Source organism: Nocardioides zhouii, from assembly GCF_004137345.1.
Taxonomy (GTDB): Bacteria; Actinomycetota; Actinomycetes; order Propionibacteriales; family Nocardioidaceae; genus Nocardioides; species Nocardioides zhouii.
In genome coordinates, this window is the sequence record NZ_SDWV01000035.1 from 1 (window position 1) to 18839 (window position 18839).

The window sequence follows — 18839 nt, forward strand, 5'->3', positions numbered from 1 at the left end:
CGCTCCAAAACGTCCTCAACAACACCACCGAGAAAGCGGCCTGAACGGTCAGGGGTAGACACAGGGCAACTCATGCGTCGAGTGTGGCACCACAGCGCGAACCGCGGGAAGGGCCTCGATACGCCCCCTCGTTCCTCGCGGGCTACTCGAACAGCGAGCGACAACAAGCGACCTGAGATGCTGGCGCCGTGATCCCCAGCCCCCGCCGTACGGCGATGCTCCTGATCGGTTGCACGGTGTTGGGCACGGGGGTGGCGATGCTGCTCGCGGCGGACCTCGGCTCGGACGGCTACTCGACGTTCGTCAACGGGCTCACCCTCACGACCGGTGTGGACTTCTGGATCATGAACCTGCTGGTCGGTGCGGTGCTGGTCGCGCTGGCGATGCTGCGCAAGGTGATCCCCGGCGTCGGGACCGTCGTGCAGGTGGTGCTGGTCGGCGTCGTGGTCGACGTGGCCCTCGGGATGATGTCGACGCCGGACGACCTGGTCTGGCGCGGCGTCCTGCTGGTGGCGGCGTTCCCGGTGCTGGCGGTCGGGATCGCGCTCTACCTCGGCAGCCACACCGGTGCCGGTCCGGCGGAGGCCGCGGCGCTCGCGTGGGACCCGCCCGTGGCCTTCAAGTGGAGCTACAGCGTGGTGCAGGGCGGGGGAGCGCTCGGCGGCTGGCTGCTCGGCGCCACCGTCGGTGTCGGCACGCTCGCCGTGATCTTCCTCCTCGGTCCCGCGGTGGACCTGACGGCCCGGATCCTGCGCGTGGATCTCCACCAGCAGGCGGATCCGCAGGCCGACCGTCAGGCCTAGCCTGAGTCGCATGTTGATCGTCGAAGAGCTCTTCCTCCTCATGCGGCGCGACGACGGGAAGCCCGCGAGCGCGATGGCGCAACGCGGCTACGGCCTCGCCGCGGCAGTGATCACCGACCTCGTCCTCGCCGAGCGGATCACGCTCAGTGACGACAAGGACCCACGCGTGACGGTCCTGGTCCCCGGTCCCGTCGGCCACCCGGCCCTCGACGCCGCGATGGCCCGCCTCGAGCAGCGCGACGGCAAGAAGCTGTCCTCGCTGGTCACCGACAGCAAGCTGGCCGTCGAGCAGCAGGTCGCGACCGCCCTCGAGCAAGCCGGGATCGTCGGCATCGAGGAGAAGCGCGCGCTCGGCCTGGTGCCGGCGAAGTACCCCGTCGTCGACCCCGAGCCGGAGCGGCGTACGCGCGAGCAGCTGCGGCTGGTGCTGCAGGGAGGTACGCCGCGACCGGCGGACGCCACGCTGCTGGCCATCCTCCAGGGGCTCGGCGTCGTCCCGAAGATCCTGGAGGACGAGAAGGGGACGCTGGGCCGCCGCGACCTCAAGCGGCGCATCGAGGAAGTCTCGAGCGAGGTCAAGGCCGGAGACGCCGTCGCCAAGGCGATCGCCGCGATGAATGCGGCGATCATGACGGCCGCGATCATCCCCGCCATCGCGGCGGGTTCCTCAGGCAGCTGACGCTCAGCGTGACGCCGGCAGGCTGGTCAGCACGCGTACGGCGAAGTCGGTCGTGAAGTCGTTGTCGAGGAACCGGACCACCTGGGTCACCCGGTCGACGTCGAGCGGCAGCAGCCCCCGCGAGCCCGGCACGTCGGGCGTCAGGCCGAGGTCGAGGTCGTCCTGGCCCGACATCATCCGCACGTTGAAGTCGTAGCGCTCGCGCGCACCCGGCTCGCGCAGGCGGCGTACGACGGTCGGGCCGATGCGGCGGCCGCCGGTCTCGGTCGCCCAGTCGTCGAAGGCGCCGAGGAGGGCCTGACCGTCGTTGTGGTCGATGTCGGCCCACGCGGCGTCCATCGAGCCGGCGACGTCGAGCAGGATCGCGGCCGTCTTCTCGCCGATGCCCTGCACCCCGGGGAGGTTGTCGCTGGAGTCGCCGCGGAGCGCGGCGAAGGCGAGGTAGTTGGCCGCGCGGACGCCGTACATGTTGAAGAGGCGTGCCGGGTTGAGCATCGGGGAGCCGTGGATGCCGCCGTCGATGAGCCGCAGCACCTGCGTGTGCGGGCTGATGTGGGCGAAGGCGTCGCGGTCGGAGGTGATGATCACGCAGTCCCAGCCGTTGGCCTCCGCCCAGGTCGCGCCCGAGGCGTTGACGTCGTCGGCTTCTAGTCCCGGCGGCGTGATCGTGTGCAGGCCGAGGGCCTCCAGCAGCGCCGCGGCCCGCTCGAGCTGGTCGACGAGCTCGTCGTCCTTCACGGCGCGACCCGCCTTGTAGTCGGGGTAGGCGTCGCGGCGCACCGAGCCCGTCCGGTCGTCGAGGCCGAAGATGACGGCGTCGGGAGCGATGGTGTCGATCGACTCGAGGATCTGGCGCAGCATCCCGTGCAGTGCCCAGATGGGCCGGCCCTGCCGGTCGCGCAGGCCGGTGTGGGCGCGCGCGTGGTGGTTGCGGTGCAGCAGCGACGGCGCGTCGACGACGAGCAGGAGGCGACGAGGGGGAGAGGTCATGGCGATCGGCGCCAGCCTAGGCGTCAGGCCCAGCGCGCGAGCACGTGCAGCATGAAGTCGGGCTCCTCGTGCTCGACCAGCACCCGCGCACCGGTGGCGAGCAACGCCTCGTGCACGTCCGGACCGTCGAGCGGCCAGCCGACGATCTCGTGCCGCCAGTGGCACAGCAGCAGGTGCCCGACGTCGGTGAGGGCCTCGCGGGATCGCGCGATGACGTCGGCGAGCTCGGCCGCGGTGAGGAAGTAGCCGACCTCGGAGATCGACACCAGGTCGAACCGGCCCTCGGGCCACTCGTCGGGGATGCGCGCGCGGCGTACGTCGACGTGGTCGAGGCCGGCGGTCCGGCGCGTGGCGAGGTCGACCGCGTTCTGGCTGGCGTCGATCGCGAGGAGGTGGTCGCACCGGCCGGCCAGGTCGACGGCGAGCGCGCCGACCGAGCAGCCGACCTCGAGGGCGCGGCCGTAGTGCTCGGCGGGCAGGGCGGCGAGGGTGACCGCGCGCTTGCGCCGCTCGTAGAAGGAGTCGACGTCCCAGGGGTCGGTGTCCTCGTGGACCCGCTCGAACGGGTCGGGCTTCACCACGATGGCGAGTCCGCGCGCAGGAGGTCCTCACCGAGTGCGGCCTGGTCGCGCTCGGCGTGCCACTGGCGCAGGTAGAGCTCCAGGTCGGCGACGCGGCGCGCGTGGTCCTCGTCGGTGGCCAGCGGTCCGGGCCCGAGCCCGTGCGCGGCGCGGCGGAGCACGTCCTCGGCGGCGAGCGCGACGACCTCCCGCACCCGCAGGGCGGCGCGCCACCCGGCCGCACCGGTGAGTCGGCCCGCGTCGACGGCGTACGCCGCCTCCTCCAGCACGCACCGGGCAGCGTGCAGCTGGGCGTCGACTGCGCCGAGGTGCATCAGGGCGACCTGGTCGGGTGGACGGCTCGCGGCCGACGTGACCAGCCGGCGGGCGATGCCGACGGCACCGCCGAACCACACCGCGGCGACCCCGATGCCGCCCCAGGCGAAGCCCGGCCGCTCGAGGTACCACCCCGGCTCGCCGACGGCGGTCGCCGGGACGGCCGCGAAGTCCACCGGACCGGAGTCGACCGCGGTGAGCCCGCGCGCCACCCACGTGCCGGTCACCGCGGCGACGCCCGGGTGCCGGAGGTCGACCGCGAAGAGCTGTCGCTTGTCGCCGATCCACGCGCTGACCAGCGCGCGGTCCAGCACGCCGCCGAGCGAGCACCAGTGCTTGCGCCCGTCGAGGACGTACGCCGACCCACTGGCCGTGGCGCGCAACGGCTCGCCCGGCCCCTCGGCGGCAAAGACGCCCCAGGTGCCCGGCTCGGCCGGCAGGTCGGCCTGCCCGAGGATCGCGAGGGCGTCGAGGTGGGGCTCGAGGGTCCGCGCGACGGTCAGGTCGACAGCGGCCACGCTCGCGAGTGCCGACCACACATGGAGTGTGCGACCAGCGCCGGGCACCGGCAGGCGCACGCCCACCGCGCCGGCCAGGGCGAGCGCCGCGGGCACGTCGCCCGCCGCACCCCGCGCCTGCTCGACCAGGTCCGCCAGGGCGCCACGCTCGTCGCGCGTGGCGGCCCCGAGGAGGACTGGCGCGAGCTCAGGCACGTACGTCGCGGTCCCAGTGCCGCAGGGATGCGCAGTGGGTGAGGAAGACGGCCGCGTCGTCGGCGGAGGCGAGGTCGAGGAAGCCGTCGTCCGGCTCGACGCCCGCTGCCGCCAGCAGGGCGCCGGCGTCGGCGCCCGTCCCGACGAACTTGTGGTGGGCGTACGCGTCGCTGACGAAGTCCTGTGCGCTCGCTCGCCCGGCGAGGCCGGTCGCGCCGTCGGCCGACGGCAGCAGCGCCACAGCGTCGAACAGCACGGACGGTCCACCGTCGATCGCGTGGTCGGGCGTGATCGTGCCGCCGCCCTTGAGCTTGACCGGGCCGATCGCCGGAGCCACGTACTCCACGACGGCGCCGGCGTCCTCGAACGCCGAGGCGAGCGCGCGGACGACGGCCTTGTCGCTGCCGTTGGTCACCAGCACGCCGAGCTTGCGGCCGGCGAAGGAGTCGGGGCCGTTGAGCAGGATGCTGAGCGCCGGCGACTCGGGCAGGTCCGTACGCGTCGGCACCGCTGCCTCGGCGGCCTCGGGCAGCGGCATCGCGAGCTTGTCGGCCACGCCCTGCGCGAGGTCCTCGTGGACGTTGCGGAGGTTGCCCAGCATCCGGGTGCGGATCTTGGGGTCCTCGACCTTGGCGAGCTCGAAGGAGAACGCATCGACGATGTGGCCCTGCTCGACCTCGGTCTGGCTGAGGAAGAACTGCCGGGCCTGGCTGTAGTGGTCCGCGAACGACTCTGCGCGCAACCGCCGGGTCGGGCCCTGCTCCTCGCGCATCACGCTCTGGTAGCCCTGGACCACGTCGGCGCGTGGACCGCGGTCGTCACCGGTGAGCGAGTTGGGCTCGTAGTTGCCGCGGCCGAGCTGCGGGTCGGTCTGCATGTGGCCGTCGCGCTGGAAGTGCATGACCGGGCAGCGGGGGGCGTTGACGGGCAGCTGGGTGAAGTTGGTGCTGCCGAGCCGCTTGAGCTGGGTGTCGAGGTAGGAGAAGTTGCGCCCCTGCAGCAGCGGGTCGTTGCTGAAGTCGATCCCCGGGATGACGTTGTGGGTGCCGAACGCGACCTGCTCGTTCTCCGCGAACATGTTGTCGACGACCCGGTCGAGGGTGAGCCGCGCGATGATCCGCACCGGCAGCACCTCCTCGGGGATCAGCTTGGTGGCGTCGAGCACGTCGAAGTCGAACTCGTCGGCGAAGGCGTCGTCGAAGACCTGCACGCCGAGGTCCCACTGGGGGAGGTCACCGCTCTCGATCGCGGCGTAGAGGTCGCGGCGGTGGAAGTCGGGGTCGGCGCCGTTGATCTTGAGCGCCTCGTTCCAGACCACCGACTGCATGCCCTGGCGCGGCTTCCAGTGGAACTTCACGAACGTGGCGTCGCCGTCGGCGTTCACGAACCGGTAGGTGTGGACGCCGAAGCCCTCCATGAAGCGGAACGAGCGCGGGATCGCGCGGTCGCTCATCGCCCACAGCAGCATGTGCGTCGACTCCGGCATGAGGGACACGAAGTCCCAGAACGTGTCGTGGGCCGAGGCCGCCTGCGGCCAGCCGCGGTCCTGCTCCTCCTTGACCGCGTGGACGAGGTCGGGGAACTTCATCGCGTCCTGGATGAAGAACACTGGGATATTGTTGCCGACGAGGTCCCAGTTGCCCTCCTCGGTGTACATCTTCACCGCGAACCCGCGTACGTCGCGGGCGAGGTCGGGGGAGCCGAGGTTGCCGGCGACGGTCGAGAAGCGGACGAACGCCTCGGTCTTCTTGCCCTTCGCCTGGAACGGCGCCGCGCGGGTCAGGTCGGGGATCGCGTCGAGGCACTCGAGCGTCGCGTGGGCGCTGTAGCCGCGGGCGTGCACGACCCGCTCCGGGATCCGCTCGTGGTCGAAGTGGAAGATCTTGTCGCGGAGTGCGAAGTCCTCGAGCAGCGTCGGACCGCGGTCGCCGACCTTGAGCGAGTTCTGCCCATCGCCGAGCGGGGTGCCGGTGGCGGTCGTCATCCGCTCGCCCCGCTTCACGCCCTGGTGGAGCTCGTCGCCCTCGCCCCGCTCGTCCGGTGTCGTGGTGCTCGGTCGCTTCGTCGCCATGGGACCCCCAGGAGTGGTGGGGCGCAGGGACGCGCCCGAACCTCGACGCTAGGTGGGGCGCCTGCCGGCGGTCACCTCCGAAGGGCGGTGAGTCAGCTCAGGAGCCGGCGCGCGGGACGTGGATGTCGTACTGCGCGATCTTGCGGTAGACCGTGGCCCGGCTCATCCCGAGCTCGTCGCCCGCGTCCTTCATCGAGATGCCCGGGCGGGTGAGGACGCGGACGAGCTCGTCGCGCTCGAAGGTCTCGATGCGCGTGAGCCGGCGGGAGGTCCCCGAGAGCACGTCCGCGGGCAGGTGGCGTACGTCGATGGTGTCGGTGCGGCGGGCCGCCTGGGCGACGACCTCGCGGAGCTGGCGGACGTTGCCCGGCCACCCGCACGCGCGCAGCGCCGTCTCGGCCGCGGGCGTGAAGGTGACGTCGCGTCCCCGTGCGCGGCGGGCGGCGAGGTGGGCGAGGGCCACGACGTCCTCGCTCCGCTCGCGCAGCGGTGCGACCGCGACGACGGTGTCGACGAGAGGGGTGAGGGCCTGGGGGATCGCGTCGAACCGGCTGGCGGTGAGGCAGAACGGGACGTGGCCGCCCTCGCCTGAGCCGATGCGCGCCCGGACCACCAGGTCGCGCACGTGCTCGGCGACCCAGGCGGGCAACGTGTCGACGTCGCGCACGAGGATCCCGGTGTCGGGCTTGCCGAGCTCGGGCGTCCAGAGACCGAGCCACGCCTCGCAGTCCTGCGGAGCGGGCGGCGCGGCGGACAGGATCCGCTCGCGCGGGTACTGCCGGCGCATCGCCTGCGCGAGGAGAGTGGCGCGGCCCGCTCCCTCCTCGCCGACGGCGGCGACGATGCGGCCCTCGCGCATGGCGCCCTCGGCCTGGGCCAGGGAGTCCGCCCACGACGGCCCGAGCGCGGTGAGCGTGCCCGACCCCGGCTCCAGCCGTGGCGTCTCGACGCGGAACACCTCGCCGCGCTGCGCCGCCCGCGGTCGCTGGCCCCGGGACCGGGCCAGCATCAGCGCCGAGGTGTTGCTGGCCGCCGACTGCGCCAGCGCGAGGAGCAGGTCGCTCGACTGTGTGGACCAGGTCGTGAGGTTGACGCACCCCTCGAGGTTGCCGTTCTGCGGGTCGAGCACCGGGACGGCCGCGCACGTGTAGGTGCACAGGCTGAGCGCGTAGTGCTCCTCGGCGCGTACGACGGTGGGCGCGCGGTCGGCGATCGCCAGGCCGAGCCCGTTGGTGCCGACCGTGCGCTCCGCGTACGCGAAGCCGGGTGCGAGGTGGACCGCGTCGAGCGCCCGCAGGAGTGAGGTGTCGCCGCTCATCCGGTTGAGGACCAGTCCCTCGGCATCGGTGAGCATGAGGGAGACCGGTTCGTTGATGAGGGTCTGGTGCAGTCCGGCCAGCACCTCGCGGCCGCACTCGAAGAACAGCGACTCGTCATCGAAGGTGCCGGCGAAGGTGGGCTCGATGGACTCCAGCGAGACGCCGTAGTCCTCGCTGCGCTGCCACGACGCGACCAGGCGGTCGGACAGGCGAGGGTCGGCCAGGTCGGTCCGGGCGCTGCCCAGCGACTGCTGCATCTCGCGGTGTCGGCGGGCTCGTTCGGAGAAGTCGTCCACGGCGACCACCCCCTTCTCGGTGTGACCGACGTTACAACCGGCGCCGTTGGTGGAACGTTGGTCCGCGTCTCAAATTGAGACGGCCTCCGATCTCACATTGAGACGTTGTCGCAGGTCAGGAGGGGTGCGAGCGGACCTAGCGTCCCGTTGCATCGCACCGACGTGACCAGCGTCACCCGCCACACCACCGGAGGACCCATGTACACCAAGGACGGCGAGTCCTACTTCATCGTCGACGCCCACATCGCCCTGTGGGATGCGCGGCCCGAGAACATCAGGAACGTCCAGGGCCAGCAGTTCATCGACTGCTTCTACGACTACCACGCCAACCTCTCCCCGGAGTCGGAGGTCTGGCCCAAGGAGGAGTACCTCTACCAGGGCGGCGAGCGGCTGATGAAGGACCTCTTCACCGACGGGTACGTCGACCACGCGATCTTCCAGCCGGCCCACCTCGGCGAGTTCTACCACCGCGGGTTCGGCCAGACCGACGAGGCCTCCGCGCTCGCGGCGCAGCACCCGGACAAGCTGACGTACAACCACAACTTCGACCCGCGCAACGGCGAGGCGGGCCTCGACCAGCTGCGCGCCGACGCGGAGCGGTTCGGGCTCAAGGGAGTCAAGCTCTACACCGCCGAGTGGCACGGCGACTCGCGCGGCTGGAAGCTCGACGACCCGATGGCGTACCGCTACTTCGAGCTGTGTCGCGAGCTCGGCATCAGGAACATCCACATCCACAAGGGCCCCACGATCCGCCCGCTCGACCGCGACGCCTTCGACGTGGCCGATGTCGACCACGTCGCCACCGATTTCACCGACCTCAACTTCATCGTCGAGCACGTCGGGTTGCCCAGGCTCGAGGACTTCTGCTGGATCGCCACCCAGGAGCCCAACGTGCACGGTGGCCTCGCCGTGGCGATGCCGTTCATCCACACCCGGCCGCGCTACTTCGCCCAGATCATGGGCGAGCTCCTCTACTGGATCGGCGAGGACCGCATCCAGTTCTCGTCCGACTACGCGCTGTGGACGCCGAGGTGGCTGATCGAGCAGTTCGTCGACTTCCAGATCCCCGAGGACATGACCGAGTACGCACCGCTCACCACAGCCCAGAAGAAGAAGGTCCTCGGCCTCAACGCCGCCAAGATGTACGACATCGAGGTGCCGGCCGAGCTCCGTCTGCCCGAGGCCGACGAGACCGAGACCGGTCCCCGCCAGCCCGAGGCCGCCGACCTGGCCAGCGTGTGATGGCCACCCTCATCGCGGCGCGGTCGTCGACCGGGGAGGTGACCCAGGACGCCGTACGCCGGGCGCTGGACGTCGTGTTCGACCCCGAGCTCGACGAGCCGATCACCGACCTGGGCTTCGTCCGGTCTGTCGACATCGTCGGCCAGGACCTCGAGGTGCACCTGCGCCTGCCCACGTCGTTCTGCTCGCCCAACTTCGCCTACCTGATGGCGTCGGACTCCCAGGACGCGCTCTGTGCGCTCCCGGGGGTCGGGCGGGTCGTGGTGGAGCTGGACGACCACCACGACTCGGCGATCATCAACCACGGCCTGGCCACCGACGCGGGCTACAAGGGCACCTTCCGCCACGAGGCCGAGAAGGGCCTCGACGAGCTGCGACGCACCTTCCAGGTCAAGGCGCACACCGCGGCGATGGAACGCTGCCTCACCGCCCTGCTGCGCGCTGACGAGGCTCTTGCCGAGTCGGCGCTCGGGGACGTGATGCTGGCCGACCTGCCCGACGGCCCGGAGAAGGCCTCGCTGCTGCGACGGCGCACGACCCTCGGGCTGGGCTGCCACGCCTCGGCGCGGGTGATGGTCGACGAGCACGGCGTCGGCCACGAGCCCGACCAGGTGCCGATGGCGCTCCGGCGGGCCAGGTCCACGCGCATCTCGATCGACGGCAACGCCCACTTCTGCCGGGGCCTCCTGCGTACGCGCTATCCGGGCTCCGGCGACGACCAGACCCGTCGCGTCGACGGCGAGGAGCCGTCCGACCCGACGTTCATCCCCCTCTCCGACCTCAAGGAGCACCCCAGATGAGCACCTCCCAGCAGAAGATGCGAGCCGTCCAGGTCGTCGGCTACCACCAGGACCTCCAGATGCACGAGGTCGACGTCCCGGAGGCCACCGGACCCTTCGACGTCATCGTCCGGATCGGCGGTGCCGGCGTCTGCCGCACCGACCTCCACATCCTCGAGGGGCAATGGGAGGAGAAGTCCGGCGTCACACTGCCGTACACGATCGGCCACGAGAACGCCGGCTGGGTGCACGCTGTCGGCTCCGCGGTCACCAACGTCCGCGAGGGCGACAAGGTGATCGTGCACCCGCTCATCACCTGTGGCCTGTGCCGCGCATGCCGCACCGGCGACGACGTCCACTGCGAGACCAGCCAGTTCCCGGGCATCAACACCGCAGGCGGGTACGCCGAGTACCTCAAGACGTCTGCCCGCAGTGTCGTGCCGATCGACGACTCGCTGGAGCCGGCCGACGTGGCGGCGCTGGCCGACGCCGGGCTGACGGCGTACCACGCTGCGGCCAAGGCGGCCCGACGACTGACCCCGCGCGACACCTGCGTCGTGATCGGCGCCGGCGGCCTGGGCCACATCGGCATCCAGGTGATGAAGGCGCTGTCGCCGGCGCAGCTCGTCGTCGTCGACCGCAACCCCGAGGCGCTCAAGCTCGCGCTCTCGATCGGCGCCGACCACGGCGTGGTCGCGGAGGGCAAGCAGGTCGAGGAGGTCCTCGAGATCACCCACGGCCTCGGCGCGGAGGTCGTCATCGACTTCGTCGGCGAGGGCGGCTCGACGGCCGAGGGCCTCGCGATGACCCGGCAGGCCGGCGACTACCACGTCGTCGGGTACGGCGAGAACGTCGACGTTCCGACCATCGACCTGATCTCGGCCGAGAAGAACATCATCGGGAACCTGGTCGGCTCCTACAACGACCTCTGCGACCTGATGGCGCTCGCGGCTCGCGGCGCGGTGACCCTGCACACGCAGAAGTACGCGCTGGACGACTTCCAGACCGCGATCTCGGACCTCGACGCCGGCCGCGTACGCGGCCGAGCGATCCTCACCCCTTAAAGGAGCGCCACCCATGAACGCAGTCAAGCCCTTGCTCGGCATCGGCATCTCGGTCGGCGTGCTCGCCGGCATCTGGACCTACGCCAGCGTCGAGCTGACCCTCATCACCTGGGTCGCGTTCGTCGCCTGGGCCTGCTTCTTCGCCGCCGGCGGCGGCACCACCGGCCTCGCCAAGGGCCTCGCCGCCAACGTGGCGGGCATCTTCTGGGGCTGGGTGATCAGCCAGGGCATCGAGAACATCAGCGCGTCCACGCTGGCGCTCGCCCTGATGGTAACCGTCGTCGGGTTCATCCTGTGCGTCGAGGCGGCGCTGCCCCTGCTGTCGTTCATTCCCGGTGGGTTCGCCGGGACGGCGGTCTTCTTCGGGACCGGCTTCGACCTCAGCGGCGTCCTCATCGCCGTGGTGGCCGGGGCCCTGCTCGGTATCGTCTCGGAGAGGCTCGGCGCGCTGATCCAGTCGTCCGTCGACGGCCGTACGCCCGCCCACGCACCCGACGCCACCCCGGCCACCTGAGGAGACCCGAGTTGATCTTCATCACCGCCAAGTTCCAGATCTTGCCCGAGCACGCCGACGACTGGCCCGAGATCTCCCGGTCCTTCACCGAGGCGACGCGCGCCGAGGACGGCTGCCTGTGGTTCGACTGGTCGCGCAGCCTCGACGACCCGCACGAGTACGTCCTAGTCGAGGCGTTCCGCGACGGGGACGCGGGCGGTGCCCACGTCTCGTCCGACCACTTCAAGGCCGCCCAGGCCGAGCTGCCGCCCTACCTGGCCGCGACCCCGAAGATCGTCAGCCAGGCGGTCGACCAGGACGACTGGAACGAACTCGGCGAGCTCGCCGTCGACTGACGTACGACGCCGACCGCCCCGGGCGGAGCCGCCATGCTCAGGCGTGGTGCTCCGCCCGGTGCCGTGCCAGGACGTCAAGTCCGAAGTCGGCCCCGGGGTCGCGCCACACCGAGTGCGCGTGGTTGGCGCCGCGCTGGGTGTTGTCCCACTCGAGCAGCAGGCGCGGGCCCTGGACGCGGTAGTAGTGCGGAGCGCCAGGCTCGGTCTGTCCCGCCCACGCGAGGTGGACGGCGTCGAGCGCCTCGGAGTCGTACGACGGCATCGGTGACACGCCCTCGGGCACCCGGTCGAGGTAGGTGGACAGCAGTGCGTGGAGCAGGTCGCGCTGGCCGCCGTCGAGCTCGCTGCCCGCGACACCCCGAGGAGTCGTCGACCACGCCACCGCCCGGTGGTCGACCTCGCCGTAGGCCGTCGCATCGTCGATCGCGTCGCTGAGCTTCTGCAGCTTGGACTGCTCGACGTCGTCGGGGAAGCGCGGGTCGCGCCAGATGCCCGTGAGCGGGATGACGCGGTCACCCTCGGACACGACGGAGCGGTTGGCGGTGACGAGGTCGGACGGCGCCACGGGGTGGAGGAGCGCGCGCTCCGCGAGATCGGGGGAGAGCGACCGGACGAGCTCGCGGGCGAGGTCCTCGACGCGGCCCAGGGGACGGTTCACGGCTCCACCCAGGAGCGGCGACACCGCCGGGTCGGCGCCCATGAAGCAGGGCGTGGTCGAGACCAGCTCGCCGCCGACGACGAGGTTGTTCAGCGACACGTGGTGCCCGCCGAATCTCCAGCCCCACGGCGCATCCCCGCCGGGTTCGCCGAAGACGCGCAGGTAGTAGAGGCCCGGGTCGCGACCGCGCTCGCGGTCGAACATCGTCACGAAGCCCTCCGCGTGGTCGAGGACGTTCTCGAGTCCCATCGTGGTCGCCACGGTGACGAACCCGGCGGGGGACAGCCCGCTCGCGACCAGCCGCATCGCCGCGCGCTGCTGGGCGGGCCGCTGCTGGTGCAGGGTGAGGCCGCCGTAGTCGGTGGGCGTGTAGAACCAGCGGCGGCGCTCGTCGTCCCCGGCGTCCGCCCCGGGTGTGGTCCCGCGCGCCACGCGCCGCTCCTCCTCGCCCAAGGACCCCCACCAGGCCGAGGCGGCCTCCGCCATCTGCTCCGCCACCCGACGCCGCGCGCTCATGGCGGCATCCTGCCCCGGAGCTGGCTCGGTCGCCCCCCTCGAATGGCTCATTTCGAGACAGTCGACCTCTGGTGAGGGGGTCGGTCACCTGCCTACCGTTCTCCGCATGACGACTCCCACCGATGACAACCGAGACCTGTTGACCGTGATCGCCTACATGAAGGCCGCCCCGGGCAAGGAGGACGAGCTCCGAGCCGCGCTGGAGGCGCTGATCGAGCCGACCAGCCAGGAGGCCGGCTACGTCACCTATGACCTCCACCAGGCCGAGGACGACCCGGGCACGTTCTTCTTCTACGAGAACTGGGAGTCCGGCGCCCACCTCGACGCGCACCTCGCGACACCGCACCTCGTCGACTTCGCGGAGCGGATGGGTGGCTTCCTCGACGACAACGGCCTGACGATCACCCGGCTCAAGCGCATCGCCTGAGCCAGGCCCCGGGACCCAGGTCCCCGGGCCTCGGGACCAACGCCTCTGCCCTCCGACGACGGGGATCGCCACGCTGGGGGCATGACCACGACACTGCCCCTCCTGCTGGCGTACGACGGCTCCGTCGACGCCCGACGCGCCCTGACCTGGACCGCCCACGAGTCCCTCCGCACCGGCGTGCCGGTGCACGTGCTGGCCGTCAACGAGCTCGTGCCTCCCACGTGGGGAGGTGTCGGCGGGATGGGCATCGTGACCGAGGGCTACGTCCTCGACTCCTCCGCGCTGCTCGAGGAGGCCGAGAAGGCCCTCGCCGACGAGGGCGTGACCGAGGTGACCACCGAGCAGCGGACCGGTGGAGTGGTGGCGGAGCTCGTGCAGGCGTCGGCGTCTGCGTCGGTGCTCGTCTTCGGCAGCCGGGGCCACGGAGCTGTCGGGGAGGCATTCCTCGGCTCGGTGAGCCAGCACCTGGCCCGGCACGCGGCGTGCCCCGTCGTGGTCGTCCGCGAGCCGCGCGACCCCGACGCCCGGCGGATCATCGTCGGCATCGACGGATCGCGCTCGAGCTCCGCCGCGCTGGAGTACGCCTGCCGCCGCGCCGAGACCACCGGCGAGACGGTCGTCGCGATCCACGGCTTCCGCGTGCACGCGCCGTCCACGGACGTGTGGGCAGCCGCTCCCCGCAGCGTCGACACCGCGGACCGTGAGCGGCTCCTCGCCGAGGGCGTCGCCGGCATGCGCGAGGACCACCCCGACGTACGCGTGGAGCAGGAGGTGGTCGCGGTCGAGCCCGGTCGCTGCCTGGCGGACGCGTCCGCCAGCGCGTCGCTGGTGGTCGTGGGATCGCGGGGACTCGGCTACTTCAGCGGCCTGCTGCTCGGGTCGGTCAGCCAGGACGTGCTGCACCGGGCGACCTGCCCCGTCATGGTCGTGCGCTGACCCTCGCAGAGCTGTCAGGGGCGCAGGAGGATCTTCCCGCGACGTCCCGGCTCGGCGCTCGCGCGGGCCGCGTCGGCGATCTCGTCGAGCCCGTAGACCTGCTCGACCGGCAGGGTCAGCGCGCCCGAGGCGATGCCGCTGACCAGCTCGCCCATCAGCGCGGCCCGCTTCTCACGGTCCATGGCGGGGAACACCTTGCTGCCCCAGAAGCCCTTCACGACGACCTGCTTGAAGATCACGTCACCCGAGGAGATCTCCAGCGTGGGCGAGGCCATCGCACCGAAGACCACCAGCACGCCGTCCTCGGCCAGGAGCGAGACCACGTCGCCGGCAGCGGATCCGCCGACGGAGTCGACGCCCGCCACGATCGGGGCGTCCCCGACGATCTCGCGGACCCGGTCGCGCCACCCGTCGTCGTCGGTCGCGACGATCCGCTCGATGCCCTGCTCGCGCATCTCCTCCACGCCGTCGGCCCGGCGGACCAGCCCGAGGACGTTGATGCCGCGCGGGGCCGCGAGCTGGGCGACGAGGCGGCCGACCGCACCGTTGGCGGCGTTCTGCACGATCCAGTCGCCCTCCGACAGGTCGAGGAAGTCGACCAGCGCGATCGCGCTGAACGGCATCGAGACCAGCTGTGCCGCAGCCTCGTCGGGCATCGCGTCCGGCACCGGGATGAGTCCGGCGGCCGGCGCCACGATGAGCTCGGCCCAGGCGCCGAAGCTGCCACCGGACGCGACCCGCTGGCCGACGCTGAGGTGCTCGACGCCCTCGCCGAGCGCCTCGACCACGCCGACCGCCTCGGTGCCGGCGCGGGCGGGCATCTCGGGCTTGAAGCCATAGCTCCCGCGAACCGTCCAGAGGTCGTGGTTGTGGATCGGGGAGAGCAGGACCCGCACCAGCACCTGGCCGGGGCCCGGCTCGGGGTCGGGGACCTCCTGGACGGAGAGGACCTCGGCGGGGTCGCCGAACTGGGGCTGGAGGAGTGCACGCATGCCGCCAGTGTCACAGGTGCCTGCACACTGGAGTCATGCCGCCGGAGCCGAAGACGTGCCAGTCGTGCGGGCGCACCATCGAGTGGCGCAAGAAGTGGGAGCGCGACTGGGACCAGGTGCGCTACTGCTCGGCCTCCTGCCGCAAGCGCGGCGTGAGCGACGTCGACCGGCGCCTCGAGCAGACCATCCTCGACCTGCTGGCCCGGCGCGCTCGTACGTCCACCATCTGCCCGTCGGACGCCGCCCGCGCGGTCGGTGGCGACGATGAGGAGACGTGGCGCGACCTGATGGAGCCGGCGCGCCGAGCGGCCCGCCGGCTCGTCGACCGCGGCGAGGTCGTGATCACCCAGGGCGGCAAGGTCGTCGACCCGTCGACGGCCAAGGGCGCCATTCGGATCCGCCGGGCCTAGCGGGTCTGGACCCATTCATCCGTGACGCCGGAAGATGTTGTGCGACGTCGGCGTACTGTGCTTCCCTGAGACGTCACCTCGTGTGTGACAGCTACCCCGGACCCGGTGGCGCGAGCATCGATCGCTACCGAGCCGGGGAGGAACTCATGAACGCAGTACAGGGCGAGGTACTCGCCCGACCCACCAGCGCGACGTGGGTGGTGGTGGTGCTCAGCGGCGAGCTCGACTTCGGCTCCGCGAACGCCCTCGAGGTCCTGAACGAGGCGGTCCGCGAGCACCCGGGCGCCCACGTCCTGGTGGACCTGAGCAACGTGACCTTCGTGGACTCGTCGGTGCTGGTGGCGTTCGCGACGGCGAGGTCACGAGCAGAAGCAGCAGGAGGCCGGCTCGGTCTCTACGCGGCGAGTGCGTTCACGCGCAGGCTCCTGGAGATCTGGCACCTCGAGCCGGTCAGGGAGGACGCTGCGCATGGGGGAGATGCCGCCTGAACCGACGGCACCGCGCCACCCGCCGACCCCGAGTCACCTCATTCGCAGGTGGGACGCCGACGCGTTCGCGCAGTTGTACGACGACACGGCAGCACGCGTGTACGGAATCGTCCTGTGCGTGGTGGGCGATCCGACCGCGGCCGCAGAGGTCACCGAGCGGGTCTACGTCGAGCTGTGGCGGGACTGCGGGACGAGGAGCCCATCGTCGTCCCCGCTCGCGGCACTCGTCGCGCATGCGCACCGTCTGGCAGTGGACCGGGTCCGCAGCAACGGGACGAGCGGCTCCCACGGTGGGAGACCGCTGGCGGGCGAGGAGCTGTCCCGACTCGCCGCGACGCAGCGTCGCGCGATCGAGCTCACGTACTTCTGCGGTCAGTCTCAGCGGGACGCCGCGCGCACGATGGAGATCGCGCCAGAGGTCGTCGCCGAGCAGGTCACCGCTGGCCTCGCCCAGCTGCAGCGGGACCGTGCGATGGCCGGCCCACGCTAGTGTCGTCGAGCGGGGTGACGACCCGATTCCGTTCACACGAACTCCGAGTCCACAGGAAGGTGCACCGTGGCACTCTCGCTGGACGTCATGAGGTCTGAGCTGAACGCGGCGATGGTGGGCAGCGCTCCGGGCACCGAACGGGCCGATGCGTTGTGCGTGACCTGCGTCGGCCTGTTCGACGTGGACGGCGCCGCGGTGTCGCTGGTCCTCGGCGGCGCGTCCTCAGGGACGTTCGGCTCGAGCAGCGAGAGCAGCAGACGGATGGACGAGTACCAGTTCACGTTCGGCGAGGGGCCGTGCCTCGACGCGGTCACGTCGGGCACGTCCGTCCTGGCTCCGGACCTCGATGCGCCCCAGGAGCAGCGGTGGCCGGTCCTCCGCGGTGCCCTCCTGGAGGACGGTATCCGCGGGGTGTTCGCGGTGCCGATCATGATCACCTCGGTGTGCGTGGGGGCGCTGGATCTGTTCCGCTCCAGACCCGGACCGTTGGACGGGGTGGCTCTGGCCGGCGCGCTCCTGGCCGCTGAGCTCGCCAGCATGCCGCTGCTCGACCTCATGAACGAGGCACGAGACCTCGCCGATCGGGAGGACGCCCCGGTCTGCTCGACGGACCACCTGGAGGATCCTCCGGTAGAGGCGGACCGAGTCGAGGTGTACCAGGCGACCGGCATGCTGATCTCCGCGCTCGGCGTCGACGCCGACGAGGCGCTCGTGCGACTACGGGCACATGCCATGGCCACCGACCAGACCGCGAGCCAGGTGGCTCGATCCATCATCGATCGCCGGCTGATGCTCGACCGGGACGACCGGGGCACCACGGGCGACGGCGGAAGGAGCCGGCGATGACCGAGACCAGGGAGCACGAGATCATCAGGTCCTTCGTGGACCTCTCCAACGAGCTGGTCGACGACTACGACGTCGTCGAGATGCTCTCCCAGCTGACGTCGCACTGCGCCAGCCTGCTCGACATCTCCTCAGCAGGCCTGCTCCTGGCCGACGGGCGCGGCGTGCTGCACCTGATGGCGTCGTCCTCCGAGCGCACGCACCACCTCGAGCTCTTCCAGATCCAGCGGGACGAGGGCCCGTGCCTCGACTGCTACCGGGAGCAGCAACCCATCAGGGTCGCCGACCTGGAAGCCGAACAAGCGCGGTGGCCGCAGTTCTGCGAAGCGGCTCGTGTCGTCGGGTTCAAATCGGTCCATGCGCTGCCGATGCGACTCAAGGGCAACGTGCTCGGCACCCTCGGTCTCTTCGGGGAGCAGACCGGATCGCTGGAGGACGGGGACCTGGCCCTCGCGCAGGCGCTGGTCCACGTGGCCAGCGTGGCCATCGTCAACGAGCGGGCCGCGAACGACCGGGAGACGATCAACGCACAGCTGCAGCATGCGCTCACCAGCCGGATCGCGGTCGAGCAGGCGAAGGGCGTCCTCGCGCATGCCGCTGACCTGGACATGTCCTCCGCGTTCACGGTCCTGCGACGGTACGCCCGCGACCACGGACGCAAGCTGAGCGAGGTCGCCGCCGCGGTGGCCGGTCGCGAGCTGGCACACGAGGCGCTGATCCAGCACGCGCGGTCCGTGGCCCTCCTGCCCTGACGGCCGGGGTAGCATCCGCCGCATCCACACGTAGTGGTGTTGCCCCGGACCCGAGGCGGTCGCGCAGTACGGGTCGGAGGAGGAGGCGGCCCGCTGGGTCGCCCGACCCGGCACGTCGGTCCACGAGTCGGGGGACGCCGTCGACGTCGGGCCGGAGGCGGGCGCGGCGTGGCTGGGCGGGCACGGCGCGGCGTACGGCCTGTGCCGGGTGTACGACAACGAGCCCTGGCGCTTCGAGCTGCGCCCCGACGCCGTCACGGCCGGGTGCCCGGCGACGTACGCCGATCCGACGGACGATCCGCGGATGCAGTGAGCGATCAGCCCTCGAACAGCCGGTCCTCGGCCTCGACGGACGTGACCTCCAGCCGGAGCGCCATCACCTTCTCGCCCGACAGGCCGAGCCGGCTCAGCATGACCTGCACCTGCGGCAGCACCCACGGGTAGGACTGCACGGCGACGCGGCCGGCCTCGCTCTGCACGCGGATCCAGACGACCGGGTCCCCGTCCCGGTCCGGCAGCCAGTGGGCCTCGATCACGCCGACAGCTCCGAGCGAGGCGACGATCGGCAGCATGGCCGCGTCCACGGCCTTCCGCTGGTGCTCGTCGTCCATGGGTTCGACGCTAGT

Annotated in this window: 22 protein-coding genes; 14 read left to right on the forward strand and 8 right to left on the reverse strand. The window is 71.4% G+C overall.

Features of this window, described 5'->3' with window-relative positions; all coding sequences use genetic code 11:
- The first annotated feature begins 188 nt into the window (after positions 1–188).
- Both EUA94_RS21515 and EUA94_RS21520 read left to right on the forward strand, forming a co-directional pair.
- Positions 189–803, forward strand: a complete 615-nt coding sequence (locus EUA94_RS21515) for a DUF6198 family protein (protein WP_129428971.1) — start codon at positions 189–191, stop codon at positions 801–803.
- Between the two features lie 10 nt (positions 804–813).
- Positions 814–1482, forward strand: coding sequence for a GOLPH3/VPS74 family protein (locus tag EUA94_RS21520; RefSeq protein WP_129428972.1), 669 nt, complete (start codon positions 814–816; stop codon positions 1480–1482).
- A 3-nt stretch (positions 1483–1485) separates the two neighbouring features.
- Here EUA94_RS21520 and EUA94_RS21525 read toward each other — a convergent pair whose 3' ends face one another.
- From EUA94_RS21525 to EUA94_RS21545, 5 genes are all read right to left on the reverse strand, one after another.
- Positions 1486–2472 carry a 5'-3' exonuclease gene (locus EUA94_RS21525; RefSeq protein WP_129428973.1) on the reverse strand — a complete coding sequence of 329 codons (987 nt, stop codon included), beginning with the start codon at positions 2470–2472 and terminating at the stop codon, positions 1486–1488.
- A 23-nt stretch (positions 2473–2495) separates the two neighbouring features.
- A complete protein-coding gene (locus tag EUA94_RS21530; RefSeq protein WP_207210712.1) occupies positions 2496–3053 on the reverse strand; it encodes a class I SAM-dependent DNA methyltransferase in 558 nt (185 codons plus the stop codon).
- Positions 3047–4081: an acyl-CoA dehydrogenase family protein gene (locus EUA94_RS21535; RefSeq protein WP_129428975.1), complete on the reverse strand. Its 1035-nt coding sequence runs from the start codon at positions 4079–4081 to the stop codon at positions 3047–3049. The genes EUA94_RS21530 and EUA94_RS21535 overlap by 7 nt, the downstream gene beginning before the upstream one ends.
- A complete protein-coding gene (locus EUA94_RS21540) occupies positions 4074–6152 on the reverse strand; it encodes a catalase (RefSeq protein ID WP_207210713.1) in 2079 nt (692 codons plus the stop codon). Before EUA94_RS21540 ends, EUA94_RS21535 begins: the two co-directional genes overlap by 8 nt.
- A 97-nt stretch (positions 6153–6249) precedes the next feature.
- Positions 6250–7767 (reverse strand): AAA-type ATPase lid domain-containing protein, encoded by a 1518-nt coding sequence (locus EUA94_RS21545; protein ID WP_207210715.1) that lies wholly within the window; start codon positions 7765–7767, stop codon positions 6250–6252.
- A gap of 162 nt (positions 7768–7929) precedes the next feature.
- Here EUA94_RS21545 and EUA94_RS21550 point away from each other — a divergent pair, with 162 nt between their 5' ends.
- The 5 genes from EUA94_RS21550 to EUA94_RS21570 are packed head-to-tail and all read left to right on the forward strand — an operon-like array spanning position 7930 to position 11701.
- A complete protein-coding gene (locus EUA94_RS21550; protein WP_242495136.1) occupies positions 7930–9009 on the forward strand; it encodes an amidohydrolase family protein in 1080 nt (359 codons plus the stop codon).
- Positions 9009–9809, forward strand: coding sequence for an iron-sulfur cluster assembly protein (locus tag EUA94_RS21555; RefSeq protein ID WP_129428976.1), 801 nt, complete (start codon positions 9009–9011; stop codon positions 9807–9809). Before EUA94_RS21550 ends, EUA94_RS21555 begins: the two co-directional genes overlap by 1 nt.
- Positions 9806–10852 (forward strand): NAD(P)-dependent alcohol dehydrogenase, encoded by a 1047-nt coding sequence (locus EUA94_RS21560; RefSeq protein WP_242495139.1) that lies wholly within the window; start codon positions 9806–9808, stop codon positions 10850–10852. The genes EUA94_RS21555 and EUA94_RS21560 overlap by 4 nt, the downstream gene beginning before the upstream one ends.
- A gap of 13 nt (positions 10853–10865) precedes the next feature.
- Positions 10866–11366, forward strand: coding sequence for a DUF1097 domain-containing protein (locus EUA94_RS21565; protein WP_129428977.1), 501 nt, complete (start codon positions 10866–10868; stop codon positions 11364–11366).
- Positions 11367–11377: 11 nt separating this feature from the next.
- A complete protein-coding gene (locus tag EUA94_RS21570; protein ID WP_129428978.1) occupies positions 11378–11701 on the forward strand; it encodes a putative quinol monooxygenase in 324 nt (107 codons plus the stop codon).
- A 37-nt stretch (positions 11702–11738) separates the two neighbouring features.
- Here the strand turns inward: EUA94_RS21570 and EUA94_RS21575 are convergent, their stop codons facing one another.
- Positions 11739–12875 carry a DUF3500 domain-containing protein gene (locus EUA94_RS21575; RefSeq protein WP_165357097.1) on the reverse strand — a complete coding sequence of 379 codons (1137 nt, stop codon included), beginning with the start codon at positions 12873–12875 and terminating at the stop codon, positions 11739–11741.
- A 106-nt stretch (positions 12876–12981) separates the two neighbouring features.
- Here EUA94_RS21575 and EUA94_RS21580 point away from each other — a divergent pair, with 106 nt between their 5' ends.
- A complete protein-coding gene (locus EUA94_RS21580) occupies positions 12982–13302 on the forward strand; it encodes a putative quinol monooxygenase (protein WP_129428979.1) in 321 nt (106 codons plus the stop codon).
- An 81-nt stretch (positions 13303–13383) separates the two neighbouring features.
- Positions 13384–14238: a universal stress protein gene (locus EUA94_RS21585; RefSeq protein ID WP_129428980.1), complete on the forward strand. Its 855-nt coding sequence runs from the start codon at positions 13384–13386 to the stop codon at positions 14236–14238.
- 14 nt (positions 14239–14252) lie between these two features.
- Here EUA94_RS21585 and EUA94_RS21590 read toward each other — a convergent pair whose 3' ends face one another.
- Positions 14253–15230, reverse strand: a complete 978-nt coding sequence (locus tag EUA94_RS21590; RefSeq protein WP_129428981.1) for a zinc-binding dehydrogenase — start codon at positions 15228–15230, stop codon at positions 14253–14255.
- 35 nt (positions 15231–15265) lie between these two features.
- Between EUA94_RS21590 and EUA94_RS21595 the strand changes: the two genes are divergently transcribed.
- The 5 genes from EUA94_RS21595 (at position 15266) to EUA94_RS21615 (ending at position 18213) form a co-directional block, all read left to right on the forward strand.
- Entirely contained in the window at positions 15266–15640 is a 375-nt protein-coding gene (locus tag EUA94_RS21595; protein ID WP_129428982.1) for a DUF2256 and DUF3253 domain-containing protein, read from the forward strand.
- A 146-nt stretch (positions 15641–15786) separates the two neighbouring features.
- On the forward strand, positions 15787–16128 hold the full coding sequence (locus EUA94_RS21600; RefSeq protein WP_129428983.1) for an STAS domain-containing protein: 342 nt from the start codon (positions 15787–15789) through the stop codon (positions 16126–16128).
- Positions 16129–16225: 97 nt separating this feature from the next.
- Positions 16226–16618, forward strand: a complete 393-nt coding sequence (locus EUA94_RS21605; RefSeq protein ID WP_165357098.1) for a hypothetical protein — start codon at positions 16226–16228, stop codon at positions 16616–16618.
- A gap of 87 nt (positions 16619–16705) precedes the next feature.
- Complete coding sequence (locus tag EUA94_RS21610; protein WP_165357099.1) at positions 16706–17464, forward strand: ANTAR domain-containing protein; 759 nt, start codon at positions 16706–16708, stop codon at positions 17462–17464.
- Positions 17461–18213, forward strand: a complete 753-nt coding sequence (locus EUA94_RS21615) for a GAF and ANTAR domain-containing protein (RefSeq protein WP_129428985.1) — start codon at positions 17461–17463, stop codon at positions 18211–18213. The genes EUA94_RS21610 and EUA94_RS21615 overlap by 4 nt, the downstream gene beginning before the upstream one ends.
- Positions 18214–18530: 317 nt before the next feature.
- Here the strand turns inward: EUA94_RS21615 and EUA94_RS21625 are convergent, their stop codons facing one another.
- The gene (locus tag EUA94_RS21625) at positions 18531–18824 is read right to left on the reverse strand and encodes a hypothetical protein (RefSeq protein WP_129428986.1); all 294 of its coding nucleotides are present in this window, start codon (positions 18822–18824) and stop codon (positions 18531–18533) included.
- Positions 18825–18839: the final 15 nt, after the last annotated feature.

Bases quoted from the DNA above. Each gene is read 5' to 3' on its own strand.
- EUA94_RS21565 (WP_129428977.1), top strand. From the start codon at position 10,866: ATGAACGCAGTCAAGCCCTTGCTCGGCATCGGCATCTCGGTCGGCGTG.
- EUA94_RS21625 (WP_129428986.1), bottom strand. From the start codon at position 18,824: ATGGACGACGAGCACCAGCGGAAGGCCGTGGACGCGGCCATGCTGCCG.
- EUA94_RS21560 (WP_242495139.1), top strand. From the start codon at position 9,806: ATGAGCACCTCCCAGCAGAAGATGCGAGCCGTCCAGGTCGTCGGCTAC.
- EUA94_RS21575 (WP_165357097.1), bottom strand. From the start codon at position 12,875: ATGAGCGCGCGGCGTCGGGTGGCGGAGCAGATGGCGGAGGCCGCCTCG.
- EUA94_RS21615 (WP_129428985.1), top strand. From the start codon at position 17,461: ATGACCGAGACCAGGGAGCACGAGATCATCAGGTCCTTCGTGGACCTC.
- EUA94_RS21595 (WP_129428982.1), top strand. From the start codon at position 15,266: ATGCCGCCGGAGCCGAAGACGTGCCAGTCGTGCGGGCGCACCATCGAG.
- EUA94_RS21580 (WP_129428979.1), top strand. From the start codon at position 12,982: ATGACGACTCCCACCGATGACAACCGAGACCTGTTGACCGTGATCGCC.
- EUA94_RS21600 (WP_129428983.1), top strand. From the start codon at position 15,787: ATGAACGCAGTACAGGGCGAGGTACTCGCCCGACCCACCAGCGCGACG.
- EUA94_RS21610 (WP_165357099.1), top strand. From the start codon at position 16,706: ATGAGGTCTGAGCTGAACGCGGCGATGGTGGGCAGCGCTCCGGGCACC.
- EUA94_RS21525 (WP_129428973.1), bottom strand. From the start codon at position 2,472: ATGACCTCTCCCCCTCGTCGCCTCCTGCTCGTCGTCGACGCGCCGTCG.
- EUA94_RS21520 (WP_129428972.1), top strand. From the start codon at position 814: ATGTTGATCGTCGAAGAGCTCTTCCTCCTCATGCGGCGCGACGACGGG.
- EUA94_RS21590 (WP_129428981.1), bottom strand. From the start codon at position 15,230: ATGCGTGCACTCCTCCAGCCCCAGTTCGGCGACCCCGCCGAGGTCCTC.
- EUA94_RS21540 (WP_207210713.1), bottom strand. From the start codon at position 6,152: ATGGCGACGAAGCGACCGAGCACCACGACACCGGACGAGCGGGGCGAG.
- EUA94_RS21585 (WP_129428980.1), top strand. From the start codon at position 13,384: ATGACCACGACACTGCCCCTCCTGCTGGCGTACGACGGCTCCGTCGAC.
- EUA94_RS21555 (WP_129428976.1), top strand. From the start codon at position 9,009: ATGGCCACCCTCATCGCGGCGCGGTCGTCGACCGGGGAGGTGACCCAG.